At 63.2% G+C, this 23,567-nt stretch carries 16 protein-coding genes, 1 tRNA gene, 1 rRNA gene and 1 pseudogene; 13 read left to right on the forward strand and 6 right to left on the reverse strand.

Annotated features, from left to right (window positions below; translation table 11 throughout):
- Window positions 1-18 precede the first annotated feature (18 nt).
- The 8 genes from LJE61_RS09585 (at window position 19) to serB (ending at window position 13,118) form a co-directional block, all read left to right on the forward strand.
- Window positions 19-4,041 carry a YhdP family protein gene (locus tag LJE61_RS09585; protein ID WP_296914757.1) on the forward strand — a complete coding sequence of 1,341 codons (4,023 nt, stop codon included), beginning with the start codon at window positions 19-21 and terminating at the stop codon, window positions 4,039-4,041.
- 201 nt (window positions 4,042-4,242) lie between these two features.
- Window positions 4,243-5,073 carry a carbon-nitrogen hydrolase family protein gene (locus tag LJE61_RS09590; RefSeq protein ID WP_296914754.1) on the forward strand — a complete coding sequence of 277 codons (831 nt, stop codon included), beginning with the start codon at window positions 4,243-4,245 and terminating at the stop codon, window positions 5,071-5,073.
- Between the two features lie 87 nt (window positions 5,074-5,160).
- A complete protein-coding gene (gene tldD, locus LJE61_RS09595; protein ID WP_296914751.1) occupies window positions 5,161-6,603 on the forward strand; it encodes a metalloprotease TldD in 1,443 nt (480 codons plus the stop codon).
- A gap of 91 nt (window positions 6,604-6,694) precedes the next feature.
- A complete protein-coding gene (pmbA, locus tag LJE61_RS09600; protein ID WP_296914748.1) occupies window positions 6,695-8,044 on the forward strand; it encodes a metalloprotease PmbA in 1,350 nt (449 codons plus the stop codon).
- Window positions 8,045-8,555: 511 nt separating this feature from the next.
- On the forward strand, window positions 8,556-9,893 hold the full coding sequence (locus LJE61_RS09605; protein WP_296912951.1) for an NAD(P)/FAD-dependent oxidoreductase: 1,338 nt from the start codon (window positions 8,556-8,558) through the stop codon (window positions 9,891-9,893).
- Window positions 9,890-10,657 (forward strand): DUF1365 domain-containing protein, encoded by a 768-nt coding sequence (locus tag LJE61_RS09610; protein ID WP_296912956.1) that lies wholly within the window; start codon window positions 9,890-9,892, stop codon window positions 10,655-10,657. The genes LJE61_RS09605 and LJE61_RS09610 overlap by 4 nt, the downstream gene beginning before the upstream one ends.
- Window positions 10,657-11,880 carry an SAM-dependent methyltransferase gene (locus LJE61_RS09615; RefSeq protein WP_296912959.1) on the forward strand — a complete coding sequence of 408 codons (1,224 nt, stop codon included), beginning with the start codon at window positions 10,657-10,659 and terminating at the stop codon, window positions 11,878-11,880. Before LJE61_RS09610 ends, LJE61_RS09615 begins: the two co-directional genes overlap by 1 nt.
- Window positions 11,877-13,118, forward strand: coding sequence for a phosphoserine phosphatase SerB (gene serB / locus LJE61_RS09620; RefSeq protein ID WP_296912962.1), 1,242 nt, complete (start codon window positions 11,877-11,879; stop codon window positions 13,116-13,118). The genes LJE61_RS09615 and serB overlap by 4 nt, the downstream gene beginning before the upstream one ends.
- A 71-nt stretch (window positions 13,119-13,189) precedes the next feature.
- Here the strand turns inward: serB and LJE61_RS09625 are convergent, their stop codons facing one another.
- Both LJE61_RS09625 and LJE61_RS15335 read right to left on the reverse strand, forming a co-directional pair.
- The gene (locus LJE61_RS09625; RefSeq protein WP_296912983.1) at window positions 13,190-15,412 is read right to left on the reverse strand and encodes a putative bifunctional diguanylate cyclase/phosphodiesterase; all 2,223 of its coding nucleotides are present in this window, start codon (window positions 15,410-15,412) and stop codon (window positions 13,190-13,192) included.
- Window positions 15,413-15,502: 90 nt separating this feature from the next.
- Window positions 15,503-16,054: pseudogene (locus LJE61_RS15335) on the reverse strand (PAS domain-containing protein); the annotation flags it as partial.
- Window positions 16,055-16,385: 331 nt separating this feature from the next.
- On the opposite strand from LJE61_RS15335, the gene LJE61_RS09635 reads away from it, so the two are divergent.
- Complete coding sequence (locus LJE61_RS09635; RefSeq protein ID WP_296912965.1) at window positions 16,386-17,708, forward strand: MFS transporter; 1,323 nt, start codon at window positions 16,386-16,388, stop codon at window positions 17,706-17,708.
- Between the two features lie 52 nt (window positions 17,709-17,760).
- Here the strand turns inward: LJE61_RS09635 and LJE61_RS09640 are convergent.
- Window positions 17,761-17,837 (reverse strand) — tRNA-Pro (locus tag LJE61_RS09640).
- A gap of 15 nt (window positions 17,838-17,852) precedes the next feature.
- Window positions 17,853-18,821: a polyprenyl synthetase family protein gene (locus tag LJE61_RS09645; RefSeq protein ID WP_296918266.1), complete on the reverse strand. Its 969-nt coding sequence runs from the start codon at window positions 18,819-18,821 to the stop codon at window positions 17,853-17,855.
- Between the two features lie 255 nt (window positions 18,822-19,076).
- Here LJE61_RS09645 and rplU point away from each other — a divergent pair, with 255 nt between their 5' ends.
- The 4 genes from rplU (at window position 19,077) to proB (ending at window position 22,021) form a co-directional block, all read left to right on the forward strand.
- A complete protein-coding gene (gene rplU / locus LJE61_RS09650; protein WP_296912985.1) occupies window positions 19,077-19,391 on the forward strand; it encodes a 50S ribosomal protein L21 in 315 nt (104 codons plus the stop codon).
- Window positions 19,392-19,404: 13 nt separating this feature from the next.
- On the forward strand, window positions 19,405-19,686 hold the full coding sequence (gene rpmA, locus LJE61_RS09655; RefSeq protein WP_296918268.1) for a 50S ribosomal protein L27: 282 nt from the start codon (window positions 19,405-19,407) through the stop codon (window positions 19,684-19,686).
- Between the two features lie 88 nt (window positions 19,687-19,774).
- A complete protein-coding gene (gene cgtA, locus LJE61_RS09660; RefSeq protein WP_296912974.1) occupies window positions 19,775-20,878 on the forward strand; it encodes an Obg family GTPase CgtA in 1,104 nt (367 codons plus the stop codon).
- Between the two features lie 18 nt (window positions 20,879-20,896).
- The gene (gene proB, locus LJE61_RS09665; RefSeq protein ID WP_296912977.1) at window positions 20,897-22,021 is read left to right on the forward strand and encodes a glutamate 5-kinase; all 1,125 of its coding nucleotides are present in this window, start codon (window positions 20,897-20,899) and stop codon (window positions 22,019-22,021) included.
- A gap of 108 nt (window positions 22,022-22,129) precedes the next feature.
- Here proB and LJE61_RS09670 read toward each other — a convergent pair whose 3' ends face one another.
- Complete coding sequence (locus LJE61_RS09670) at window positions 22,130-23,281, reverse strand: DegT/DnrJ/EryC1/StrS family aminotransferase (protein WP_296912980.1); 1,152 nt, start codon at window positions 23,279-23,281, stop codon at window positions 22,130-22,132.
- A 189-nt stretch (window positions 23,282-23,470) separates the two neighbouring features.
- Window positions 23,471-23,567 (reverse strand): 5S ribosomal RNA (gene rrf, locus LJE61_RS09675); the annotation flags it as partial.

Raw genomic sequence — 23,567 nt, forward strand, 5'->3', positions numbered from 1 at the left:
CGGTCGCGAGCTTCCTTTATGGCCCCAATCTCGAAATTGCGCTTCCTGATCCATGTTGCCCGTGCCGGCGTTGTTGCGTCCGCGGTGACCCTGTTGGTCTTGATGGCATGTCTGATCACGGCGATCCGCTTCGCACCGCCATTCGCCGAGCCTGAAGCGGGTCTCGTCGCCGGTGTGCTCGAGGCGCGGCTCGGTCGTGCGGTGCGGGTCGGATCAGTCTCTATCCGCCTCGCCGGGTTGAGCCCGCGCCTGATGCTCCGGGATCTCCGGCTGTCGGATCCGGGGCGGCGCACCGATGTCCTGCGTCTGGAGAGTCTGGAGGTTGGGATCGACTTGATTGCATCGCTGCTTGCCGCCCAGCCCCGGATCAGTGCCTTGACCTTGGAACGGGCGAAACTCTCGGTCCGATTAGATCGTGACGGTCGTGTGACGGTGGAGGGCCTCGACTTACTGCGAGGCGGAGATCCCGCGACGCTCGAGCCGTTACTCCGGCGGGGTCGTCTCGAGCTCGTTCATGCCGAGATCCGGATTCTCGACGAGCGCTTGGGCGCAGCCGAGGTGCAGCTGGCGGACGTGCGTCTGAGCCTGCGCAGCCAGGGAAACCGCCATGTCTTGACATTGGCTGCCCAGCCCCAAACGGGCGGCTCTGGCCCCATGCCGAGGGGCCAGGATCCCGGATCCGGGCGGGTCGGGCGGCTGGCGCTGATCGGGGACCTGTCCGGTCCTCCCGGCGATCCCCGGTCTTGGGGCGGGCGTTTGTATGCTGCGCTCGACGCTGGCGGCCTCAATCAGACGCTCGACGAAAAAGCCCTCGGGGTCGCCCGCATCCGCGCCGATCGAGCCCGGGTGGAGAGTTGGTACCAGATCCGTGCCGGTCGCCTGGATGAAGCAGTGCTCGGTCTCGATCTCGCCGGTTTCTCCGTCGAGCCGCTCGCGACGGAGGCGTCGGCCGCGCCGCTGCAACTCGAGCATGTTGCTGCCCGGATCCGGGCAAGCCACGGCGATGAAGGGTGGCGCCTGCAGATCGGCGACCTGGCCGGCCGGCTCAAGGGGAGCGATTTGCCGCAGCTCGACCTCGATCTCGTCTTCGATCCCGATCGGCGGGCCGGAAGCTTGATGGTCGCGAGCGATGGCCTCGACCTCGCCGCCTTGGTCTCTCAGCTCGCGACCTCACCCTGGGCCCTACCCGAGCCGATGTTCGACCTCATCGGAGCGGCGCCGCGCGGCCGTATCGATCGGCTGGCAGTGCGCGTTGACTGGAGTCCGGACAGTCAAGCGCGCTGGGCGGCGACGGCATCGGTGCAGGGGCTCGGATGGGACCGCGTGGGGGGGGTGCCCGGGGTCGACGGGCTCAGCGCACAGCTTCGCGCCGATCAGCAGCGCGGGGAGGCACGCTTGAGCTCCGCTGCCCTGGCGCTCGACCGCCGTCCCCTTTTCAGCGAGCCCCTCCTGCTTGACCGGTTCAGCGGCCTTCTGGAATGGCGCAAGGAGCCGGCGGGTGCCCTTCGGGTCTCGGGTCGCGACCTGATGCTGGAGCATGGGGATCTGCGCGGTCGGGCGGGCTTCGTGCTTCACCAACCGGGTGACGGCTCCAGCCCCGAGTTGGATCTGCGCGCGAGCATCCGAGACGGCGACGCCTCGCGCCTGGGGCCTTATTTGCCCGATGGGGTTATGCCCCCGGACCTGGTGGCCTGGCTCGACCGCTCGATCGTCTCCGGACGGGTGCCCCAGGCTGACCTGCTCTTTCGTGGACCGCTCGCTGCCTATCCCTTCCGCGATCACAAGGGCCGTTTCGAGCTGATTGTCAATTTCGCGGACGCGGTCCTCGACTATCAGGCCGGGTGGCCGAGGATCGAGAATGCGTCCGGCCGCCTTCGTTTTCTGAACCAGGGACTGGCAATCGCGCTCGATAGCGGGCGTATCTACGAGAGTCGCCTCACGAGTGCGCATGCAGAGATCCCCGATCTTTGGGTTGTCCAGCGGATCGGGATCCAAGGCGAGGCGCAAGGCCCATTCGCCGATGGATTGCGCGTGCTCGCTGAGACGCCTCTGTCCGACGACTTGGGCCGACTGGGTGATTTGTTGGAGGTCACGGGGCAAGCGAGGCTGCTCCTCGATCTCGACGTGCCCTTCACCCCCGATCGATCGCTGGGCGTCTCAGGTCGTGTCTCTTGGCCCAGCGCCGCGACGCTCGCCATCAAGGACACAGAGTTGCGTCTCGCCGGGCTGGACGGAGGGTTGAGCTTCACCGAGGACCGCCTGGTCGCCGAGGCGATCGAGGCCGACCTCTGGGGTCAGCCGATGACGCTGTCGATGGCCCCGCTGAACCGCGGAAAGGCCGATACGGCTGCAACGGCGATTAGATTCCGATCGCGCACACCGGTGGCCGAGCTCGCGCGGCGGTTCCCGGATCCGGCTTGGGGTGTCTTGGCCGGCGAGCTTGATTGGGAGCTGGAGGTCAATCTGCGTCACCAGGACCTGCGTGTGGGCGTGTCCCCGCTCGAGTATCGCCTGAGCTCGAACCTGCGCGGACTCTCGATCGATCTGCCGTCCCCCCTCGGCAAGGCGGACGATGGCAAGCGCAATCTTGAGGTCACGGGCTCGCTGGTGCCCGGACAGTCCATGCGGATCGTTGGACGTGTCGGTGAGGTCGCCGGAGATATCAGCGTCGATTTGGGGCGTTCCCCGCCGCGTCTTGCCCGCGGGCGCCTGCGCTTCGGCGGCGAGTCTGCGCCAGCTCCGACCCGCGACGGGGTCTATGTCGACGGTCGGCTGGCTGAGCTCAATCTGCCGGAGTGGTGGGGACGCGCGCATGCCGTTGCACGTCGGCAATCGATTGCCTCGTCCAGCCCGCATGGCCACCTTGCCCCTTGGCTGGTTGGAGTCGATCTGAAGTTGGATCGGCTCTCACTGGGCGGCCCCCGGTTGACGGACGTCGCCTTGACCTTGAAGCCTGGTCCAGAGGCGACGGGTTTCGGCGGCTGGGAAGTCGATGTCCGTGCCAAGGAGCTCAGCGGGAGGCTGAAGATCGACCCGGCTGAGGATCGCCCGCTGGATCTCGACTTGGAACGCCTGGATCTCCTCGCCCTGCTCGCCGAACGCGATGCCGAGGCGTCCGCAGTCGACACGGTGCTCGATACGCGGACCCTTGAAGGACTTCCCGCGGTCGACGCCCGAGTCAGGAATCTGAGCTGGGGAGACGCGCCGCTGGGCGCTCTGGAGTTGGCTTTGCGTCCGGATCCGCTTGGAGTGCGCGCGCCGACCATCGGGCTCGGTGGCGGCGGATTGATCGCGGCCATTGGCGAGGCGGCTTGGGCGCGATCCCCTGGACGCGGGCGCAGTGAGTTGTCGATGCAGATCGAGACGACCGACACGGGAGCCGTCCTCGCGGCGCTGGACTCCCAGAACCACCTTGAGCAGGCCCCGATGAAGGCGAAGGTCGTGCTTGACTGGCCTGGTGGTTTCAGTGATTTCTCCTGGGCGCGCGCGCTCGGGTTCGTGGATCTCGAGGTCGGCGCGGGCCGCTTATTGCATGTTGAGCCAGGCCTGGGCCGCATCTTGGGCTTCTTGAATCTCAACGCCTTGAGCCGCCGGCTGGCGATGGATTTCAGCGATCTTTACGGCGAGGGCTTCGCGTTCGAGGAAATGAAGGGGCGAATCGGCGTGGCAGATGGTCAGGCGGTGCTTGATGACTTCACCATCGACGGACCTTCGATCAAGGTCTTGGTCAGCGGGCCCAGCGACTTGGTGAACGAGCGCTTTGACCAACGGGTCATGGTGGAGCCAAAACTCGGCTCCAGCATTGCGTTGGCCAGTGCCGTCGCCGGCGGCCCTGTCTTCGGTGCCGCCGTCTATCTTGTCGATCGCATCGCCGGTAACCCAATTGACCGACTCGGTCGCTATCAATATCGGATCACGGGGCCATGGCGCGCCCCCGACCTGCATCGCATTGGGTGGGATCCAGCGGTTGGCGGGGAGTCGATGCGGGGAATGCCGGGCGACTCTTCAGTCGAAGACGAGCGGAATCATTTTCTGGACTGAGCTCACCGGTTTCGGCCCGGTAGAGCCAGTGGTATCGTTCCCACAGAGTCGGTGCACGCACTCCCCGCGGCGGGCGGCGCCGGGATTCGTATGAGTCGACATGCCTGTTGTGGCGACTTAAACGGACCGGGCGGGTGTTGCAGGCCGAACGGGATTCGCCAGCCCCTGCGCTGCCGGGGGCCGCCATAGCGGTGGGGAAATATGAGCACAAAGCTGAAGGCTGGGGCGGTCCAGATGGCGACCGGTCTCAACGTCAACGCGAACCTATTCGAGGCCGAACGCCTCGTCAGGACAGCGAGAGACCAGGGTGCCGGCCTGGTCGTGCTCCCTGAGAATTTCGCCTTCATGGGCAAGCGCGACCAGGATCAACTGGGGTTGCGGGAAGAAGACGGCGACGGTCCCCTCCAGACTTTTCTCGCGCGGCTGGCCAAGCAGATGGGGGTCTGGTTGGTCGGTGGGACCATTCCGCTGGTTGCCCGGGATGCCGGCAAGGTGCGCGCCGCCTGCCTGATCTATGACGATCAGGGCAAGCGGGTGGGTCGTTACGACAAGGTCCATCTGTTCGACGTCCGTCTGCCCGGTGGCGACGAACAGTACCAAGAGTCGGCGACCATCGAGGCGGGTGATGCCGTGGTGGTCTTGGACAGCCCGTTCGGGCGCATGGGTGTTGCGGTCTGCTACGATCTGCGTTTTCCCGAGATGTTTCGCCAGATGCTCGACAGAGGCATGGAGCTACTCGTGATCCCCTCGGCCTTCACTGCGATCACGGGTAAGGCCCATTGGGAGACTCTGGTACGCGCCCGTGCCATCGAAAATCTCGTCTACGTGGTCGCGGCCGCGCAGGGCGGATTTCACATCAACGGTCGGGAGACGCACGGTCACAGCATGATCGTCGACCCTTGGGGAACCGTCCTTGCCCAGGTCCCCCGAGGGGCCGGTCACATTTGCTGTGTGCTGGACAAAGACTACCAGGATTCGGTCAGGCGCAATTTTCCGACTATCGACCACCGTCGTTTGAAATGCCGTGCCTGAGGCCGCAGGTTCCTGTCTCCTGAAGATCCTGGCGGGGCCGCATCGACCGAGCCTGGCCGTACGACGGAGCCCGACGACAACCTGATCATGAACGACCCCATCGCGATCGCCCGCAGCAGCATTCTCGAGCCCGCCGGATTGGCCGACCATGACCTCGATCGCTTGCTCGAACTTTTGACGCGCTCGGCCGTCGATGCGGCAGACATTTACTTCCAGACCAGCCGGCTCGAATCGTGGGTACTCGAGGATGGGATCATCAAGGAAGGCAGCTTCAACATCGAGCAAGGCGCGGGATTGCGCGCGATGAGCGGAGAGAAGACGGGGTTTGCTTACTCCGATGAGCTGCGTTTTCCAGCGCTTGCGCAGGCCGCGGATTCTGCGCGCGCCATTGCACGGATCGGTCAAAGTGCCCAGGTTCGCATCGGCGGGGTCGCGGCGACGCGGCAGCTGTACGAGCCGACCAATCCGATTGCGAGCCTGCATGACCACGACAAGGTGGCCCTGCTGCAGCGGGTCGACGCCGAGGCACGGGGAGCGGATCCACGTGTCCGCGAAGTCGTGGCTAGTGTCGTGGCGGTTCAGGATACAGTGCTCGTGCTCTCCGATGACGGCAGCCTGGCGGCGGATGTTCGCCCGCTCGTTCGGCTCAACGTGAGCGTCGTCGTGGAGGAGGGGGGGCGTCGGGAGCAGGGTTCGAGCGGCGGCGGTGCCCGAGCGGACCTGACCTATTTCCTCGTCGAGGATCGGGCTGCCGCGTTCGCGCGCGAGGCGGTCAGGTTGGCCGTCACCAATCTGGAGTCGGCGGAGGCGCCGGCCGGCACCATGACGGTCGTGCTGGGCGCCGGCTGGCCAGGTGTCCTATTGCATGAGGCGATCGGACATGGACTTGAAGGCGACTTCAACAGGAAGGGCAGCTCGGCGTTCGCCGGACGGATCGGCGAACGCGTCGCCGCTCCCGGCGTGACGGTCGTCGACGACGGTACCTTGCCAGGTCGTCGGGGTTCCCTGAATATGGACGACGAAGGAACCCTGACCCAACAGACGGTTTTGATCGAGGACGGGATTCTGCGGGGCTACATGCAGGACAAGCTCAATGCACGGCTCACCGGTACCCACTCGACCGGTAACGGTCGCCGCGAGTCCTATGCTCACCTGCCGATGCCCCGGATGACCAATACCTACATGCTCGCAGGCGAGCGTGACCCGGAAGAGATTGTCGCCTCGGTCGACAAGGGCCTCTATGCAGTCAATTTCGGCGGTGGCCAGGTGGATATCACCTCGGGCAAGTTCGTCTTCTCGGCGAGCGAGGCCTACATGATCGAGAACGGGAGGGTGGGGCGCCCAGTGAAGGGCGCCACCCTGATCGGCAACGGGCCGGATGTCTTGACCCGGGTGACGATGATCGGGAACGACCTGAAGCTGGATCAGGGGGTCGGCACTTGCGGGAAAGAGGGTCAGAGCGTTCCTGTCGGGGTCGGCCAACCGACCTTGCGCGTGGACGGCCTAACGGTTGGAGGGACGAGCGCCTGAGAGTCCCGCTCTGGGCGCAAGGCGACACGTCTCTGCAAGCGATTCCAGATGTACCTCCTTATTTGGAACCTCCCTCATCGAAGGACTTGCCATGCCCATATCCGCCATCGAAGCGACTGCGGAACGTCTTGCGCGCCTGCGGCAAACGACTGAGGATCTACTCAAAGAGGCGAAGCGACGCGGTGCCACTGCCGCCGAGGCGTCGGTGGGTAGCAGCGCCGGACTCGAGGTCGCGGTCAGGCTGGGTGAGGTCGAGACGGTTGAGCACACCCGAGACAATGGGCTCGGCATCACGGTCTATTTCGGACATCGGAAGGGATCCGCGAGCAGCTCGGATCTCAGCCCCAGCGCCCTGCGCGACGCCGTCAAGGCGGCTTGCGTCATCGCCGAGCACACGCAAGAGGACCCCTGTGCCCATCTTGCGGATGCCTCGCTGATGGCGACGGAGATCCCCGATCTTGATCTCTATCACCCCTGGCAGCTCGGAGTGGAGGATGCGATCGAGATCGCCGCTGCCTGTGAAGATGCCGCCCTCGGGCTCGATCCGCGGATCGTGAATTCCGAGGGGGCGAGTCTCTCGACCCATACGGGCATTCAAGTCTACGGCAACAGCCACGGCTTCGTGGCCGGCTATCCGACCAGTCGCCATGGACTGAGTTGCGCCGTGATCGGTCAGCAGGGGGATAGCTTGCAACGGGATCATTGGTGGACGAGTGCGCGCGCGCCCGCCGATCTGGAATCGGCCAGGATGGTCGGAGAGCGGGCCGCCGAGCGAACATTGGCACGGCTCGGATCGCGGCGTGTTGCTACACGTCAGGCCCCGGTGCTGTTTCGCGCCGAGGTCGCGACCGGCCTGATGCGCAGTTTGGTCTCGGCGATTCAGGGTGGCAGCATCTACCGACGCACGAGTTTTCTGCTGGAGCATCTCGGGAAGCGCATCTTTCCGGAATTCGTCCGGATCCACGAAGAGCCGCTTTTGCAGCGCGGCCTTTCCAGCGCCCCGTTCGACGGCGACGGCGTCGCGACGCGGCCCAAGGACCTGATCAACGACGGGGTGCTGCAGACCTACCTTCTCGACACCTACTCCGCTTGCCGCCTGCGGATGCAGACGACAGGCAATGCCGGTGGCGTTCGCAACCTACGTATTCGGATGGGCAGTCAGGACCGCGCCGCATTGCTGCGCGAGATGGGAACGGGTCTGATGGTGACCGAGTTGATGGGCCACGGGGTGAATCCAGTGACCGGGGATTATTCGCGGGGCGCGGCTGGTTTCTGGGTGGAGCACGGAGAGATCCAGCATCCGGTGGAAGAGATCACCATCGCCGGCAACCTGAAGCGCATCTATGCGGGCTTGCTCGCGGTCGGCAAGGACTGCGATTATTCTGGCAGCACCCAGACCGGCTCCTGGCTGATCGACCGCATGACGATCGCCGGCCAGTAACACAGCGGCGCTGCAGCGGGCGAGATCTCCCGTTCAGCCGCTCAGGGAGCCGTCGACTTGCTCCGGTCTTCCCGTCCGACGTCCTATGTACCGCCGTTCCATGTCCGTATCCGCAGCGCCGCAGATGACACCTTCAGATGCTCTTGCGCGGATGCTGGGTCTGATCGAGTCGGCATCCGAGTCCGCCTCTGCGCTCGCATTCTATGCGTTCGTCAATACCCTCGAACATCGGAAGGCGGGTTGTGTTCAAGCTGAACAAGCTCCTGGATCTGCTTCCCGAATCGACCACTTGCCTACGGCCTGACCGAGCTGCCGGTCGCGGGTGAGGTGGGCGATCCCCGTTGGAACGCCGCCAAGGCAAGGATGAACGCGCTCATCCGTCGGGGCTGAGGAGACTTGCCGCTCATATCGGCTTGAGCTGTTCAGGTTCGGCTTCAATATTCGACGAGATATGAACAGCCCCGGCGGCTGTTGACGAATCCATGCAATCACAAGCGAGGGGCCGATGGGGATGTCAGTGCAAACGCTTGGTGTCGTCGGCGGCGGGATCGGCGGGCTTGGGGCTGCCTGGTTGCTCGACACCCGCTATCGGGTCACGCTGATCGAACGCAATCGCTATGTGGGTGGACACAGCCACACCCTCGACGTCGAGGATCCCCGCGGTCCCTTTCCGGTCGATACCGGGTTCATGGTCTTCAATCGGCGCAACTACCCGCTGCTGACGGCCCTGTTCGAGCACCTTGGCGTGGCGACCTACCCGACCAGCATGTCATTTGCCGCCAGTCTCGAGGGCGGGCGTGTTGAATATGGGGGCGATAATCTGAATACGCTGTTCGGCGCGCGCCTGAACCTGTTTGACTGGCGGTTTCTTCGGATGCTCAAGGATGTTCTGCGATTCAACGCCTCGGCGAAGGCCTACATCAACTCCAACCCGGGGACGACCCTCACGCTCGGTGATTTTCTGCGCCGCGGGCGTTACTCGGAGCGATTCAGCAACCACTACCTACTTCCCATGGCGGCGGCCATCTGGTCCTGCCCGGCGGAAGACATGCGTGCCTTCCCGTTCTTGAGCTTCGCGCGTTTCTTCGCCAACCACGGCCTACTCGATCTCTTCGATCGACCGGATTGGGAAACGGTGAAAGGTGGCAGCCGAACCTATGTGGAAGCGATGCTGGCCCGGTTCCGGGGCCGTTGTCTGACCGATACGCGCGTGGCCCGGGTGCGCCGTGGAGACGCGGGCGTGGAGGTCGAAACGGCCACCGGTGAGCGTCTGAGCTTCGATGCGGTCGTGCTCGGCTGCCACGCCGATGAGGCCCTATCGCTCATCGACTCACCCAGCGCGAACGAGCGTGATATCCTTGGAAGCTTCCGTTACCAGGCAAATCAGGTGTTTTTGCATACGGACGCGACGCTCATGCCGAAACGCCGGCGCGTCTGGTCATCCTGGAATTATCTTCAACAGCCTGGCGACAATCCCGGACGTCCGGTGACCGTTACCTACTGGATGAACAGCCTGCAGGATCTGCCGGGCGGGCGGGATGTCTTTGTCAGCCTGAATCCGCAGGTCCTGCCGCGCCGTGACGCGATCCTGGCGGAGCTGACCTACCATCATCCGATGTTCGATGCCCGTGCGACAGAGGCCCAGCGCCGCTTCTCCGAGATCCAAGGCCGAGACCGGATCTGGTTCAGTGGCGCCTATCTCGGGTACGGGTTCCATGAGGACGGTCTTCGCGCCGCGCTGGCGGTCGCCCGCGACCTCGATGTCCACCCGCCTTGGGAGTCGCGGTCGGCCTCTGTGACCCCAAGACCGGTCGACGTGTCGCGTCGCATCGAGACGGTGGTCTCGTGAGTGCCGCGGCGGGTCGAGTCATCTTCGGCGATGTCATGCACCGGCGCCTCTTTCCGGTCCGCTACCGGTTCGTCTATCGGGTCTTTAGTCTGTTGCTTGACGTTGAGCGGGTCGGCGAGGTCGCGCGGGATTGCCGGTGGTTTTCGTATAATCGATTCAATCTGTTTTCCTTCTACGAGCGTGATCACGGCCCGCGCGATGGGCGTCCACTCCGGCCGTGGCTGCTCGAGCGGCTGCGCGACCTGGGGCAGGACATCGACATCGCCCGCATTGAGCTGCAATGCTTTCCACGCGTCCTCGGGTTTGTATTCAATCCGCTTAGCGTCTGGACGTGTTTCGACCGCTCCGAGCAGCCGGTCGCCGTCTTGTGCGAAGTCAACAACACCTTCGGTGAGACTCACAGCTATCTGTTGCACCGCGACGGCGCGCCAATGAGCTGGCCGATTCGCCATGGGCATCGAAAAGACTTTCACGTCTCGCCCTTCGTCGCCATGAACGCCGACTATCATTTTCGGTTCTCGCGGCAAGGGGAGCGTCACGCGATCGTCATCCGAGAGTATCAGGACGAGCTCCTGATGTTGGTCGCGGTTCAACAGGGAATCGCCGAGGAGGTCACGGACGCCAGGCTGTTGCACGCGGCGGTCGCCTACCCGCTTTTGACGTTGAAGGTCGTCGTGATGATCCATTGGCAGGCATTGAAGATCTGGCTCAAGGGAGGGAGCTACTATCCCAAACCGGCCCCGCCGAAAGAGGAGGTGTCCTGATGTCCGCAGAGGAGTTGGTCGAGGAATCCGCCTGGCGCTGGTCGGGTTGGTCGAGCCGCCTGATCGGTGGGTTCTGTCGCCATCTGGCCTTCGGCCAGCTCTTGATTCGTTTCCCCGACGGCAGCGCCTCCCTGCATCGCGGTCGATTCGGTGGCGCGAGCGGCGCGCTCGAGATCCGGTCGCCATTGCAGATGGCGGCGCGATTGCTGACGCGCGGCGAAGTGGGGTTCGGCGAATCCTATGTCGAAGGCCACTGGACGACCCCCGATCTCGCGTCATTGCTTGAGGTCCTTTACGACAATATGGAGCACCTCGGGGCGGGTCCGAGAGGGATGCGCTGGTCCCGTCTCTGGGATCGGCTGGCCCATCGTCTGCGCGACAACCATCCCACCAACAGTCGTAGGAACATCGCCCACCACTACGACCTTGGAAATGAGTTCTATCGGCTCTGGCTCGACCCGAGCATGACCTATTCCTCTGCGCTCTTCGCCGACCCGGCTCGCGACAACATGGAAACGGCCCAAGAGCGCAAGTATCAGCGGCTGTTGGACAAGCTGAACGCAGCGCCAGGCGATCATATCCTGGAGATTGGGTGTGGCTGGGGCGGTTTCGCCGAGCTGGCGGCGCGTCGTGGTCTGCGCGTGACGGGTGTGACTCTGTCGCGTGAGCAACTTGCTTACGGGCGCCGGCGTCTCGCTGCGGCAGGTCTGGCCGGTCAGGTGGATCTGAGATTGCAGGACTACCGGGACATCGAGGGGCACTTCGATCACGCGGTCTCGATCGAGATGATGGAAGCGGTCGGCGAGGCATTCTGGCCGACTTACTACCAGACGTTGCGGCGGGTGGTCCGCCCGGGTGGGCGAATCGCTCTGCAGGTCATCACGATGAACGAAGACGATTTTCCGATCTACCGAAAACAGCCCGACTTCGTGCAGCTCTACATCTTCCCCGGTGGGATGCTCCCGACCCCAGAGCGTATGATCCGCGAGGCGCAGGATGCGGATCTGTTGATTCGCGAGACGGCATGGTTCGGCCGGGACTATGCGGAGACCCTGCGACGCTGGCGCTTGGCGTTTCGTGCGGCGGGGGAAGAGATCGCGCGGCTTGGCTACGGTGCACGCTTTCGCCGGATGTGGGATTACTATCTCGCCTACTGCGAGACTGGATTCAAGACAGGCTGTATTGACCTGACTCAAACGGTGCTTGAAGTTCCAGTGCGATGAGCGAGATCGTCCTCATCAATGTCGCGGGCGAGGATCGGCCCGGTATCACCGCTGCCTTGACACAGATCCTCGCACGTTACCGAGTGCCGATCCTTGATATCGGCCAGTCGACGATCCACAACGCGTTGGCGCTGGGCCTGCTGGTCGAGCTGTCGGCGGACAGCGCCTCCTGCCCGGTCTTTCGTGACCTCCTGTTCACCGCGCACGGCATGGGACTCGACCTGCGCTTCACGCCGATCGACCCCGAAGCCTACGAGGCTTGGGTCAACGAGCAAGGTCAGCCCCGGCATATCCTCACTTTGCTCGGGCGCGAGATCGATTCGGAGCATATCGCCCGCGTTGCCGCGGTGGTCGCCGACTACCGGCTCAATGTCGATCGAATCTCGAGACTCACCGGTCGCATTTCACGGCGCGCGCCGGGCCGCCATCCACTCGCCTGCGTGGAGCTCTCGGTGCGGGGTGCGGTGGCCGATCTCTCCGACCTGCATGCGGCTCTGCTCGCGCTCGGTCAGGTCCTCGACGTCGATGTCGCGGTGCAGGAAGACGATATCTTTCGGCGCAACCGCCGTCTGGTCTGTTTCGACATGGACTCCACCCTGATACAGGCGGAGGTCATCGATGAATTGGCCGCGGCCGCCGGCGTCGGTCCAGAGGTGTCGGACATCACCGCGGCCACGATGCGAGGTGAGCTCGACTTCAAGGACAGCTTTCGGCATCGAGTTGCGCTGCTCAAGGGACTCGATGAGTCGGTCTTGGTCAGGATCGCCGAGCGGCTGCCCATCACCGAGGGCGCCGATCGGCTGATCAAGAGCCTGAGGCTACTCGGCTATCGCATCGCCATTCTCTCCGGCGGTTTCACCTATTTTGCCGATCATCTCAAGCGGCGGTTCGGCATCGACTACGTCTTCGCAAACCGGCTGGAAGTCCGCGATGGCAAGCTGACCGGGACGGTCTCCGGCGAGATCGTCGACGGACCCCGCAAGGCGGAGTTGTTGCGCGAGATTGCCGCCCGCGAGGGGATTCGCCTGGAGCAGGTGATTGCCGTGGGCGATGGGGCGAATGATCTTCCGATGCTCGCGATCGCCGGACTCGGTATCGCCTTCCACGCCAAGCCGATCGTCACCAGGCAAGCGCGTCACTCCATCGCCAACGTGGGGCTCGACGGTATCCTCTATCTGCTCGGAATGCGCGACCGCGACCTCGATGTGCTCGCCAGGGTAGGGCAGCAGCGCCCCTAAACCGAAGGTGTCGCCACAGGATCATGCGCCACGCCCCTTTGCAGCCGCGCTGATGCCTTTTCAGGCTCGTTTCATGGGTGGCTCTTCTCCGCCAAAGAGGGGTGGATAAAGCCCACTGTCAGATGCTCCTCGAGTGCCCGGGGCTCCATCGGCGGCGCCAGCAGGATCCCTTGGGCGCAACGGCATCCGATCGCGAGCAAACGCTCGGCCTGATCTCGGGTCTCCACCCCCTCGGCAACCGTATCGAGGTCGAGTGCATCCGCGACGGCCAACAGGGCCAAGACGGTTTCGGCTGCTTCGGGATCCTGATTCATTCTCGCGACGAACTGGCGATCGATCTTAAGTGTGCTGACCGCAGAGCGGCGCAGATAGGTCAGGGAGGAAAATCCCGTGCCGAAATCGTCGAGGGTCAGGCGCACCCCGCAGTCCTTCAGGACGGCGATCTGGGTCCGATAGTGCTCACCGTATTCCATCAGAGCCGTTTCGGTGAACTCGAGCTCCAGAGCTCCGGGATCAATCCCGGATTCCTGCGCCGTTGCGATGACATCATCGGCCAGACTGCCTGAGCGGATCTGCTGAGGAGACACATTGATGCTCATGCGCCCGAATCGGAGCCCGCGGTCGATCCAGCTGCGGGCCTGCCGGGCTGCGGTGCTCAGCACCCAACTGCCCAGGAGATGAAAGAGCCCACGGCGCTCCGCGAGGTGAACGAAATCCCCCGGCGGAAGGATCCCTTCGACGGGGTGGCGCCAGCGCACGAGCGCCTCCACCGCGATGATTCGGCCGTCGGAGAGCTCCACTTGGGGCTGGTAATGGAGAAAGAGCTCGCCGTTGTGCACGGCTTGGTCGATCCGATCCGTCAGCGCAGCATCTCGGCGAACCTGTCGGGTCATGGCGTCCGTATGGAAGGCATAAGTCCCGCGACCATTTTTCTTCGCCTTATAGAGCGCGACATCGGCGCGTCCCAGCAGGGTTTCCATGTCCACTCGGTCCGGTTTGGGTACATCGACAACGCCGACGCTTGCCCCGCACATGATCAGGTGGCCATCGATTGAATAGGGCTGAGCAAGATGCTCGACGATCTTTCCTGCCAGGATCGCCGCATCCGTTGTGCTCTGGACATCGAGCTGGATCACCGCGAACTCATCGCCTCCGAACCTGGCCACCGTATCCATGCCTCGAACCAGACCTGATAGACGCTGTCCGACCTCTTTGAGGAGCTGATCACCAGCCGGATGGCCTAAGGTGTCGTTGACCTCTTTGAAGCGGTCGAGGTCCAGGAAATGGAGCGCAAAGCCACGGTCGGCACGCCGTGTCGAGGTCAACCGCTTGGCGAGCTGGGCTTTGAACAGACTGCGATTCGGAAGCCCTGTCAGGCTATCGTAGTAGGCCAGTCGGTGGATGTGCTCCTCGCTGCGCTTGCGTTCTGTGACGTCGTGGAAGGTCACGACCACGCCCATGGCGGATCCGCCGACGCGGATCGGGGTCGCGCGATACTCGACCGGGACGGAGGTCTCACCATCGCGTCGGCGAAAGGCGTCGTCGCTCACAACGATGTCCTGGCCGGTCTGCATCACCGTGAGCATGGGGCATGACTCGGCGTCGATGTCGCCGCCGTCGGCGCCGGGGTGGGTCACCGCAACGCAGGGTTTGCCCACGAGCTCAGCGGGCTCATAGCCGAGCATGCGTGAGCCCGTGGGATTGATAAAGGTGATGACTCCTTCGGCATTCAGCCCGAAGACACCCTCGTTGGTCGATTCCAGGATCAGTCGCGCACGTTCTTCTGCCGCCAGTCGTGCGGCACGATCGCGTGCCTGTTGCAGTGCGACCGCGACCAACGCGGCGCCGTGGGCGATATAGATCAGCTGCTGCTCATCGGGTTTGCCCGCCGCCCTGGAGTAGACATCGAGGGCACCCAGCACCTCGCCATTCGCATCGCGGATCGGCTCGGACCAACAGCCGCGCACACCGGCGTCCTCGGTTGCGCCCGAGAGGGACTGCCAGTAAGGATGATAGAGGACGTCAGTGATGACAAGCCGCTCGCCCACCGGGTGGACGTTCTCGGCTCCGGCAGGTTGGCCCGTGAGTCGGTCGATCGCTTCGACGAGTCGACGCGGGAGACTCGGCGCGGTGCCGACACGCAGGCGATGTGTATCACTGTCCATCAATAGAATCGAGCACATCAGGCTCTGGTCGAGGGCCTCGATTGACATGGCGATCGCGTCCAAGGCCTCCTGAACCGGGGCACCTGCGGCGATCAGGCCCATGATGCGCATTCGGTCTTCGTGAAGCATCCAGGCACGTTGGACCTCGGTCACATCTTGCACCGTGCCCCGGATGCGTACGGCGTGACCCTCGACTCGGTCGACGATCGCATGCTCGTGAAGGAAGCGGACCTCGCCTTCCGGCAGAACGATTCGATGCTTGAGGTCGAGGACACTCATGCCCTCAAGAGCTTTCTGGACCGACTGCTCGACGTGAGTGCGGTCGTCGGGATGAACGCAGTCAAGAAGGCTCTGATAGGCGTCATCGAAGCCTTCTGTTGGGATGGCGAAGATGCGGTGGGCCTCTGCGGACATCCTCAGGCGGTTGTCATTCGCATCCCATTCCCAGGTTCCAAGATGGCCGAGACGTTGGGTTTCTTCGATGACGCGTTCCCTTTCGCGTAAGCCGTCTTCGATCTTGGCCCTCTCGCTGTGCCATTGTGCGACCTGCCTGTCGAGTGCGCGGCGGACTTGCTGGTAGCGCCACGCGAGTCCCCCAACCGCAAGGACAAGAACAGTCCCCATGAGGATAAGGCCGAGACCGCCGGGCCAGGCGACCGGGGGTTCATGCGGGTACGCCCAGCCGGGAGCCGGCATCCAGAGCATCAGTAGAGTCCAGGCCCAAGGCGCATTGGGCCTGTGAGGGTTCGGGGTCTCGCTCCGAGTCTGCATCCGGGATTCTATCCGATGGTCATTGTTGGTCGGGGAAATCCGGATCGTTGTCAGCCGCACCCCGGATACCTGGATTCTCGCTCTTTGGAGGAGCGTGGCCAACCCTGCACCGAGGGAACTGACCCGGTTGCCATGAACTTTTCGTAGCTGACCGGGCAGTCAGCCCGGGATCGGCTTTCGGTCTGATCGATCCACCCATCCGACGATCGAGCTGTCTATCCCGCAACCGTGGCCTAGGCCACGGTTGCGGCAGTATCGGCATTGCTTGCGCAGTGGGATAATGGTGCCGCGATGATTCAGGACGCAGTGCCCAACGGGCCGAGACCAGACGATGCATGACCCAGAGCGGACCTATCGGATTGGCCCCATCCATTTGGCGCCGAACATCCTCCCTCGGCATGGTTGGACCTTCCTCCTGGGAGCCTTCCTTTCCATTGGCTTGATGACGTTCATCTCGATCGGTCAAGCATATGTGCTGAATGAGCACCTTGGGGTACCCACCTCTGAGCAAGGCACAATCAGCGGAAACTTGGTCTTCTGGACTGAGCTCGTTGCGCTCGCGTTCTTCATACCAGCCGGGATACTCATCGACCGAGTCGGCCGTCGTCCCATCTATACGGCGGGTTTTCTCCTGCTGGCCATGACCTATGCTCTGTATCCCTTGGCGACCTCGGTTGAAGATCTCTACGCCTACCGGGTGATCTATGCACTGGGCGTGGTCGCAGTCGCCGGCGCATTGTCGACCGTGCTTGTCGATTATCCGGCGGAGCGTTCCCGTGGGAAGTTGGTTGCGCTCGTCGGCATGTTGAGCGGATTGGGTATCGTCTTTACGAATCAATTCTTCGGTGCCTTGCCCAATCTGCTGAGCGACGCCGGATTCAGTGGAACCGAGGCAGGTCTCTTGACCCATTACGCGATCGCGTCGCTCGCCGTCCTGGCCGGCGTGGTATTACTGCTGGGACTGAAGAGTGGGACGCCTGTCAGCAAGGAAGAGCGTCCCGGCATCAGGGACCTCTTAATGAGTGGCTTTCATCATGCGAGGAACCCACGCATCTTGCTGTCTTATTCAGCCGCATTTATCGCGAGGGGAGACCAATCGATCAATGCCACCTTTCTGGTGCTATGGGGCACGACTGCCGGCATCGCGACGGGTATGGACACCGCTGAGGCGGTCAAGAAAGGCACCATCATCTTTGTGATCGCCCAGATTTCGGCACTTTTTTGGGCGCCGGTGCTCGGCTCGGTGCTGGACAGAATGGACAGAGTGACCGCCCTGGCCATCTGCATGCTGCTTGCCGCAATCGGCAATCTGTCTGTCATCCTACTCGATAATCCGCTGGCGTCTTACGGAATCGTCATCTTTGTTCTCTTGGGTATCGGCCAGATCAGCGTGTATCTGGGAGGTCAGTCGCTGATAGGCCAAGAGGCGCCCAAGGCGAAACGGGGTTCCGTCCTCGGTGCCTTCAACATCTCCGGCGCGATCGGCATCCTCCTGATCACCTCATCCGGCGGCCGCCTATTCGACACCATTGATCCGCGCGCGCCGTTCGTGGTCGTGGGAGTCATCAACGTTCTGTTGTTTGTTGCGAGTTTGTATGTACGCCTACGCTATCCAGCCAAGCCGATTACGAAAGCCATGAACGACGCACGCTAAGCGGACGTGGCGCGAAGATCGTGTGTGTCGGATTCGACTGCTCGCAACGGAGTGGTCGGGGTGACTGGATTCGAACCAGCGACTTCTGCCTCCCGAAGACAGCGCTCTACCAAGCTGAGCTACACCCCGAGTTCGGACACAACGTCAATGAGTACGGTTGACCGAGAAATCGGCCAGGCTCTCCAATGCCGCAGTTGCGGGGCAGGGGGGGAATGCGGCCAGCGCAAGCTTGGCGCGGTTCGCGTAGCCTTCCGCAAGCCGGGTAGTGTAGGGGATGGCATCTGTTGACGCAATCGCCTCGATGACCAGATCGATCTGGTCGCGTCCACCCTGCTCGATGGCCTGCCGCAGCAGCGCCCGCTGGTGCGGCGATCCCACTGCCATGGCTCGGATCACCGGGAGGGTCGGCTTGCCCTCGTCGAGGTCGTCTCCCACGTTCTTGCCCAGCTCCCCGTTTTCCTTGCTGTAGTCAAGTGCGTCATCGATGAGCTGGAAGGCGATCCCCAGGTTCAGGCCATAATTTGCCGCAGCCTCCTCGACGCTGGTGGTCGATTCGGCGAGCACGGCTCCGAGTCTGACCCCGGCTTCAAACAAGGTTGCGGTCTTGCGGGTTATGACCTCCATGTAACGGGTCTCGTCGGTATCCGGATCCCGTGTGTTCAGGAGCTGCAGTACTTCCCCCTCGGCGATGCGATTGGTTGCATGTGACAGGATATCCATGACCTTCATGCGGCCGACGTCGACCATCATCTCGAAGGCGCGCGAGTAGAGAAAGTCACCGACCAGGACGCTGGCTTCGTTGCCCCAGACGACATTAGCCGTCTCCCGGTTCCGTCGCAGCTCGGATGCGTCGACGACGTCGTCGTGCAACAGGGTGGCCGTGTGGATAAATTCGACCACGGCCGCAAGATCGATGTGCCGCTGCCCGTTGTAGCCGCAGGCGCGCGCGGCCAACAGGACGGATAGGGGGCGAAGCCGCTTGCCTCCGCTGTTGACGATATAGCTGCCGATCTGGCTGATCAGCACCACGTCCGAACGGAGTCGCCGCAGGATCAAGGCATCCACGGCCTTCACGTCCTCGGCGACTGGCTGACGAAGCGTGGAGATATCCATGAGGTGTCGACGGGCTGGCGATAGTGGGCGCGGATGCTAGGTCTGGGGTCATGGCCTGTCAAGTCGTCCGCGGGATGCCGGAGATCGACGCACCGGCTGGCACGCCTGCGCTGTTCGGACTCTCGCCGGGCGAGACGCCGAGTTTAGCATGCGCCGCCGGCCTTGACGCCATTTTCCTTCTTGGGTATCATCCCCGCTCTTTATTTCGGCGCATGTCGCCGTGCAGTGCCGGATGGTTTTTGGGGATTTCTAGCCATGTATGCGGTCATTCAAACCGGTGGCAAACAATACCGGGTTTCCGAAGGCGACACCGTCAAAGTGGAAAAGATCGTCGCTGAAGAAGGCGCGAACGTCGACTTCGGCGAGGTGCTCCTCGTGGCTGACGGAGACGATGTCAAGTTGGGTAAGCCCTTCGTCGAAGGCGGAAAAGTGAGCGCAACCGTGCAGGGGCACGGACGGGCGAAGAAGGTCACGATCGTGAAGTTCCGGCGGCGCAAACATTATCTGAAACGCCAAGGCCACCGTCAGTCGTTCACGGCACTCAAGATCACCGCCATCAGCACCGGCTGAAGAGGGTAAGCCAATGGCACACAAAAAGGCGGGCGGTAGCTCGCGCAACGGGCGCGATTCCGAGTCCAAGCGGCTCGGTGTCAAGGTGTTCGGGGGGCAGAAGGTCAAAGCCGGCGCCATCATCGTGCGCCAGCGTGGCACACGGTTCCACGGCGGGGTCAATGTTGGTTGCGGCCGTGATCATACGCTGTTCGCTCTCCGTGACGGCGTCGTGTCGTTCGTCGTGCGCGGCCCGAAGAACCGGAAATTCGTCACGGTGGCCGAGAGTTCGGCGGCTGAATCAAGCTCCGGCTGATCGCGCCGGGTGCCGGTCAGCCCGCAGGTTGCGCGAGCCTCGCCGATCCGGCGGGGCTCGTTTCGTTTTGCGGTAAGGTCCGTGAGCCATGAAGTTCGTCGATGAGGCTTTCATCCGGGTCGAGGCAGGTGATGGCGGGAGCGGCTGCGTCAGTTTTCGCCGGGAGAAGTATATCCCGAAGGGTGGGCCCAATGGGGGTGATGGCGGTGATGGGGGGAGCGTCTATCTCGTCGCGGATACCAATCTAAACACCTTGGTGGATCTCCGTTATCAGCGTGTCCATCGGGCCGAGCGGGGCCAAGACGGCAGGGGCCGAGACATGCGAGGTCGCGCGGGTGCCGATCTGAGGATTCGCGTGCCGGTGGGAACCCGCGTCCTTGAGCGCGAAACCGGCGAAGCAATCGGTGAGCTGATCGAGCCGGGGCAGCGATTGCGAGTCGCGCAGGGGGGGGTTCACGGGATCGGAAACGCTCGCTTCAAATCGAGCATCAACCGCAGTCCTCGTCAGTTTACCCCGGGGACGCCTGGAGAGTGCCGGGATCTGCGGCTCGAGCTGATCCTCCTCGCGGATGTCGGTCTGGTGGGGTTCCCGAACGTAGGAAAGTCTTCGTTCATCCGTCAAGTCTCGAGTGCCCGGCCCAAGGTCGCCGACTATCCATTCACGACCCTTTATCCCCATCTCGGCGTGGTCCGCCTTGGGCGTGATCGTAGCTTCGTGATCGCGGACATTCCCGGTGTGATCGAGGGCGCAGCCGAGGGGGCAGGGCTGGGAAGCCATTTCCTCAAACATCTTGCGCGTACACGACTGCTCTTGCATCTGGTCGACGTTGCGCCGTTGGACGACAGTCAGGATCGGGTCGAGCAGGTCAGGAAGATCGAAGCGGAGATGGCGTCCTTCGGGGAAGGACTGTTGCACAAAGAGCGATGGCTGGTGCTCAACAAGATCGATCGTATCGCCCCAGAGGACTATCGGGAGCGGCGCGACGAGATCCTGGATCGGCTCGACTGGTCTGCTCCCGTCTATGGAATCTCGGCGCTGACCGGTCAAGGGACAGCAGAGCTGACGACCGATCTGATGCGGCGTTTAGAGGTGCTGGCCAAGCAAACCGGCGCGACCGAGCAAGCCGTTCCGGATCGCGATGCCGATCACGCGCAGCCCGCCAGCGGCGCCGGTTGGCATCCGCTCGATTGAGGAGACAGGATCAAGGCCATGATCTCGCGCGAGATAATCCCGTTCACGCGTCGCTGGGTCGTGAAGATCGGCAGCGCCTTGTTGACGCGGGATGGGGAAGGGCTCGAGCGCAACATGCTGGCTCCTTGGGTCGAGCAGATGGCAACGCGCCGGTTGGCCGGCAATGAGGTCGTACTGGTGTCCTCCGGTGCAGTTGCCGAGGGTATGGCACGCATGGGGTGGCGCCTGCGCCCGAAGGCATTGCACGCGTTGCAGGCGGCGGCGGCCATCGGCCAGATGGGCTTGGTGCGTGCCTATGAAGACTGCTTCCGGACGCGCGGCCTGCATACCGCTCAGATCCTTTTGACACGTGATGATCTCGCCGATCGGGCGCGCTACCTGAACGCTCGCAGCACCTTACGCACCTTGCTCAGGCTGGGCGTGGTTCCGGTAGTCAACGAAAATGATACAGTCGCGACCGACGAGTTGCGCTTTGGGGACAATGACACCCTTGCGGCCCTAGTCGCCAATCTGATCGAGGCCGATCTCTTGATCCTGCTCACCGATCAGGATGGGTTGTTTGACAGGGATCCTCGGCGCCATGTCGATGCGCGGCTGATTACCGAGACCCGTGTTGACGACTCGCTGCTCGACCGCGTCGCTGGCGGCAGCGCCAACGGGCTGGGAACAGGCGGGATGGTCACCAAGGTGAGAGCTGCTCGCCTCGCCGCACGCTCCGGCACACCCACTGTCATCGCGCCGGGACGAGGCGAGCAGATCCTGAACCGGATCGCCCGCGGAGAGGCTGTGGGAACACTGCTGACGCCCTTTCAAGGACCTCAGGCGGCCCGCAAACAGTGGCTGGCTGGCCATCTCCAGGTCCGGGGTCGGCTCACCCTGGATCAAGGTGCGGTCAGTGCGATTCGTGAGAAGGGGACGAGCTTACTTGCAGTCGGGGTCAAAGAGGTGTTGGGCGCCTTTAATCGCGGTGAGGTCGTCGCCTGTGTCGACGAGGCAGGTTGCGAGGTCGCGCGTGGTCTGGTCAATTATGACGTCCAGGAGGTCGCTCGAATCAAAGGGCAGCCTTCGAGCCGGTTCGAGTCGATTCTCGGTTACCTCGACGAAGAAGAACTGATCCACCGAGATAATCTCGTCCTGCTGTAAAGAGGCTGCGCCATCTTTTCTTGTTCAGTCCGCTCGCTCCGCGCGCCTGGGTTGGCAAGGCACGGGCCCGTGATCGGGGCTGATGACCGTCCCCGCCGGATCGCGGATTCACCAAGCTCGTCGATTCTGATCGGGCGTCAGCCCGGTCGATCTGGCGACGGCATCCGCAATGCGCAGCTGCTCGGCGTCCGATAGGTAAGGGTGCATTGGCAAGCTGATGACCCGCTTTGCGATTCTCGCGCTGACCGGCGTCGCGGCCCGATCCAGGCTCGGCTGAAAGACGGGCTGATCGTTCAGCGGGACGGGGTAATGGACGGATGTCGGGATTCCTTCAGACGCAAGCGCCTGTCCGACCTGATCACGAGCGGGGACTTGAATGGTGTATTGGGCATAGACCGAGCCATGGGTCGGCGGCACGAAAGGTGTCAGAACGGATCCGTACCCGTCCGCAGTCGAGGCCGCCCCCCGCTCTTGAAGCAGCTCGGTGTAGCGTGCCCCCAGACGTGCCCGGGCTTCGATTTCCTGAGGGAACAGCGACAGCTTTGCCAGAAGGACCGCGGCCTGAATCGTGTCCAATCGTGCGTTCAAGCCAAGATGTGGGTGGTGGTAACGTCTGTCCTGGCCGTGGTTGCGGATCTCTCTTAACCTCCCTGCAAGCCCCTCGTCACTCGTAAAGCAAGCCCCCGCATCCCCGTAAGCGCCGAGCGGCTTCGCAGGAAAGAAGGAGGTACAGCCGATCCGAGACAGCGCGCAGGAGTGCCGTCCTTTGTAGGTGGCGCCGAAGCTCTGAGCAGCATCTTCGATCACGGGCAGCTGATGGCGGTCGGCGATCTCGTTTATCGCGTCCATGTCCGCGCATTGACCGTACAGAGACACTGGCATGATCGCACGGGTCCGGCCCGTGATGGCGTCCTCAATGCGCCGGGGATCGATGTTGTAGGAGACCGGGTCGATGTCGACGAAGACAGGGCGTATGCCAAGCAAGGCAACCATCTCACCGGTGGCGATGAAGGTGAAAGGCGTGGTGATGACCTCGTCGCCTCGGCCGATCTCCAGCGCCATCATCGCCGCCAGTAATGCATCGGTGCCGCTGGAGAGTCCAATGCAGTGCGCGACGCCGACGAACGCCGCGAGCGCCTCTTCTAGCTCCTGGATCTCCGGACCCATAATGTACTGACCGTGATTGAGGACAGCGTCGATCCGCGCCTTGACGTCGTCCTCGATCAACCGATACTGTGATTTCAAGTCGATGAATTGCATTGGTCTGCCTTTAATCGTGCAGGTAGATCGCAGCTGCGATCGCCCTGAAGGGCGCGGTGACCGGATTACCCCCTCGCCCCGACGGGCCGGCCTTCTCCAGGAGGTGGATCGGCGGTGACGCGTTAGTGTCGCTCCTCGCCGCCCGAAAAGAAAACCCCCGCTGTTTGAGGCGGGGGTTTGTGGTTAAGGCCCTGGCGGTGACCTACGTTCGCATGGGGAGGCCCCACACTATCATCGGCGAGACACCGTTTCACTTCTGAGTTCGGGATGGGATCAGGTGGTTCCA

The sequence above is a fragment of the Thiocapsa sp. genome, assembly GCF_022340925.1.
Classification (GTDB): domain Bacteria; phylum Pseudomonadota; class Gammaproteobacteria; order Chromatiales; family Chromatiaceae; genus Thiocapsa.

What these genes read in the sequence shown, in the direction of transcription:
- LJE61_RS09585 (WP_296914757.1), top strand. Translation starts at nt 19, where the DNA reads ATGGCCCCAATCTCGAAATTGCGCTTCCTGATCCATGTTGCCCGTGCC.
- LJE61_RS09590 (WP_296914754.1), top strand. Translation starts at nt 4,243, where the DNA reads ATGAGCACAAAGCTGAAGGCTGGGGCGGTCCAGATGGCGACCGGTCTC.
- tldD (WP_296914751.1), top strand. Translation starts at nt 5,161, where the DNA reads ATGAACGACCCCATCGCGATCGCCCGCAGCAGCATTCTCGAGCCCGCC.
- pmbA (WP_296914748.1), top strand. Translation starts at nt 6,695, where the DNA reads ATGCCCATATCCGCCATCGAAGCGACTGCGGAACGTCTTGCGCGCCTG.
- LJE61_RS09605 (WP_296912951.1), top strand. Translation starts at nt 8,556, where the DNA reads ATGTCAGTGCAAACGCTTGGTGTCGTCGGCGGCGGGATCGGCGGGCTT.
- LJE61_RS09615 (WP_296912959.1), top strand. Translation starts at nt 10,657, where the DNA reads ATGTCCGCAGAGGAGTTGGTCGAGGAATCCGCCTGGCGCTGGTCGGGT.
- serB (WP_296912962.1), top strand. Translation starts at nt 11,877, where the DNA reads ATGAGCGAGATCGTCCTCATCAATGTCGCGGGCGAGGATCGGCCCGGT.
- LJE61_RS09625 (WP_296912983.1), bottom strand. Translation starts at nt 15,412, where the DNA reads ATGCTTCACGAAGACCGAATGCGCATCATGGGCCTGATCGCCGCAGGT.
- LJE61_RS09635 (WP_296912965.1), top strand. Translation starts at nt 16,386, where the DNA reads ATGCATGACCCAGAGCGGACCTATCGGATTGGCCCCATCCATTTGGCG.
- LJE61_RS09645 (WP_296918266.1), bottom strand. Translation starts at nt 18,821, where the DNA reads ATGGATATCTCCACGCTTCGTCAGCCAGTCGCCGAGGACGTGAAGGCC.
- rplU (WP_296912985.1), top strand. Translation starts at nt 19,077, where the DNA reads ATGTATGCGGTCATTCAAACCGGTGGCAAACAATACCGGGTTTCCGAA.
- rpmA (WP_296918268.1), top strand. Translation starts at nt 19,405, where the DNA reads ATGGCACACAAAAAGGCGGGCGGTAGCTCGCGCAACGGGCGCGATTCC.
- cgtA (WP_296912974.1), top strand. Translation starts at nt 19,775, where the DNA reads ATGAAGTTCGTCGATGAGGCTTTCATCCGGGTCGAGGCAGGTGATGGC.
- proB (WP_296912977.1), top strand. Translation starts at nt 20,897, where the DNA reads ATGATCTCGCGCGAGATAATCCCGTTCACGCGTCGCTGGGTCGTGAAG.
- LJE61_RS09670 (WP_296912980.1), bottom strand. Translation starts at nt 23,281, where the DNA reads ATGCAATTCATCGACTTGAAATCACAGTATCGGTTGATCGAGGACGAC.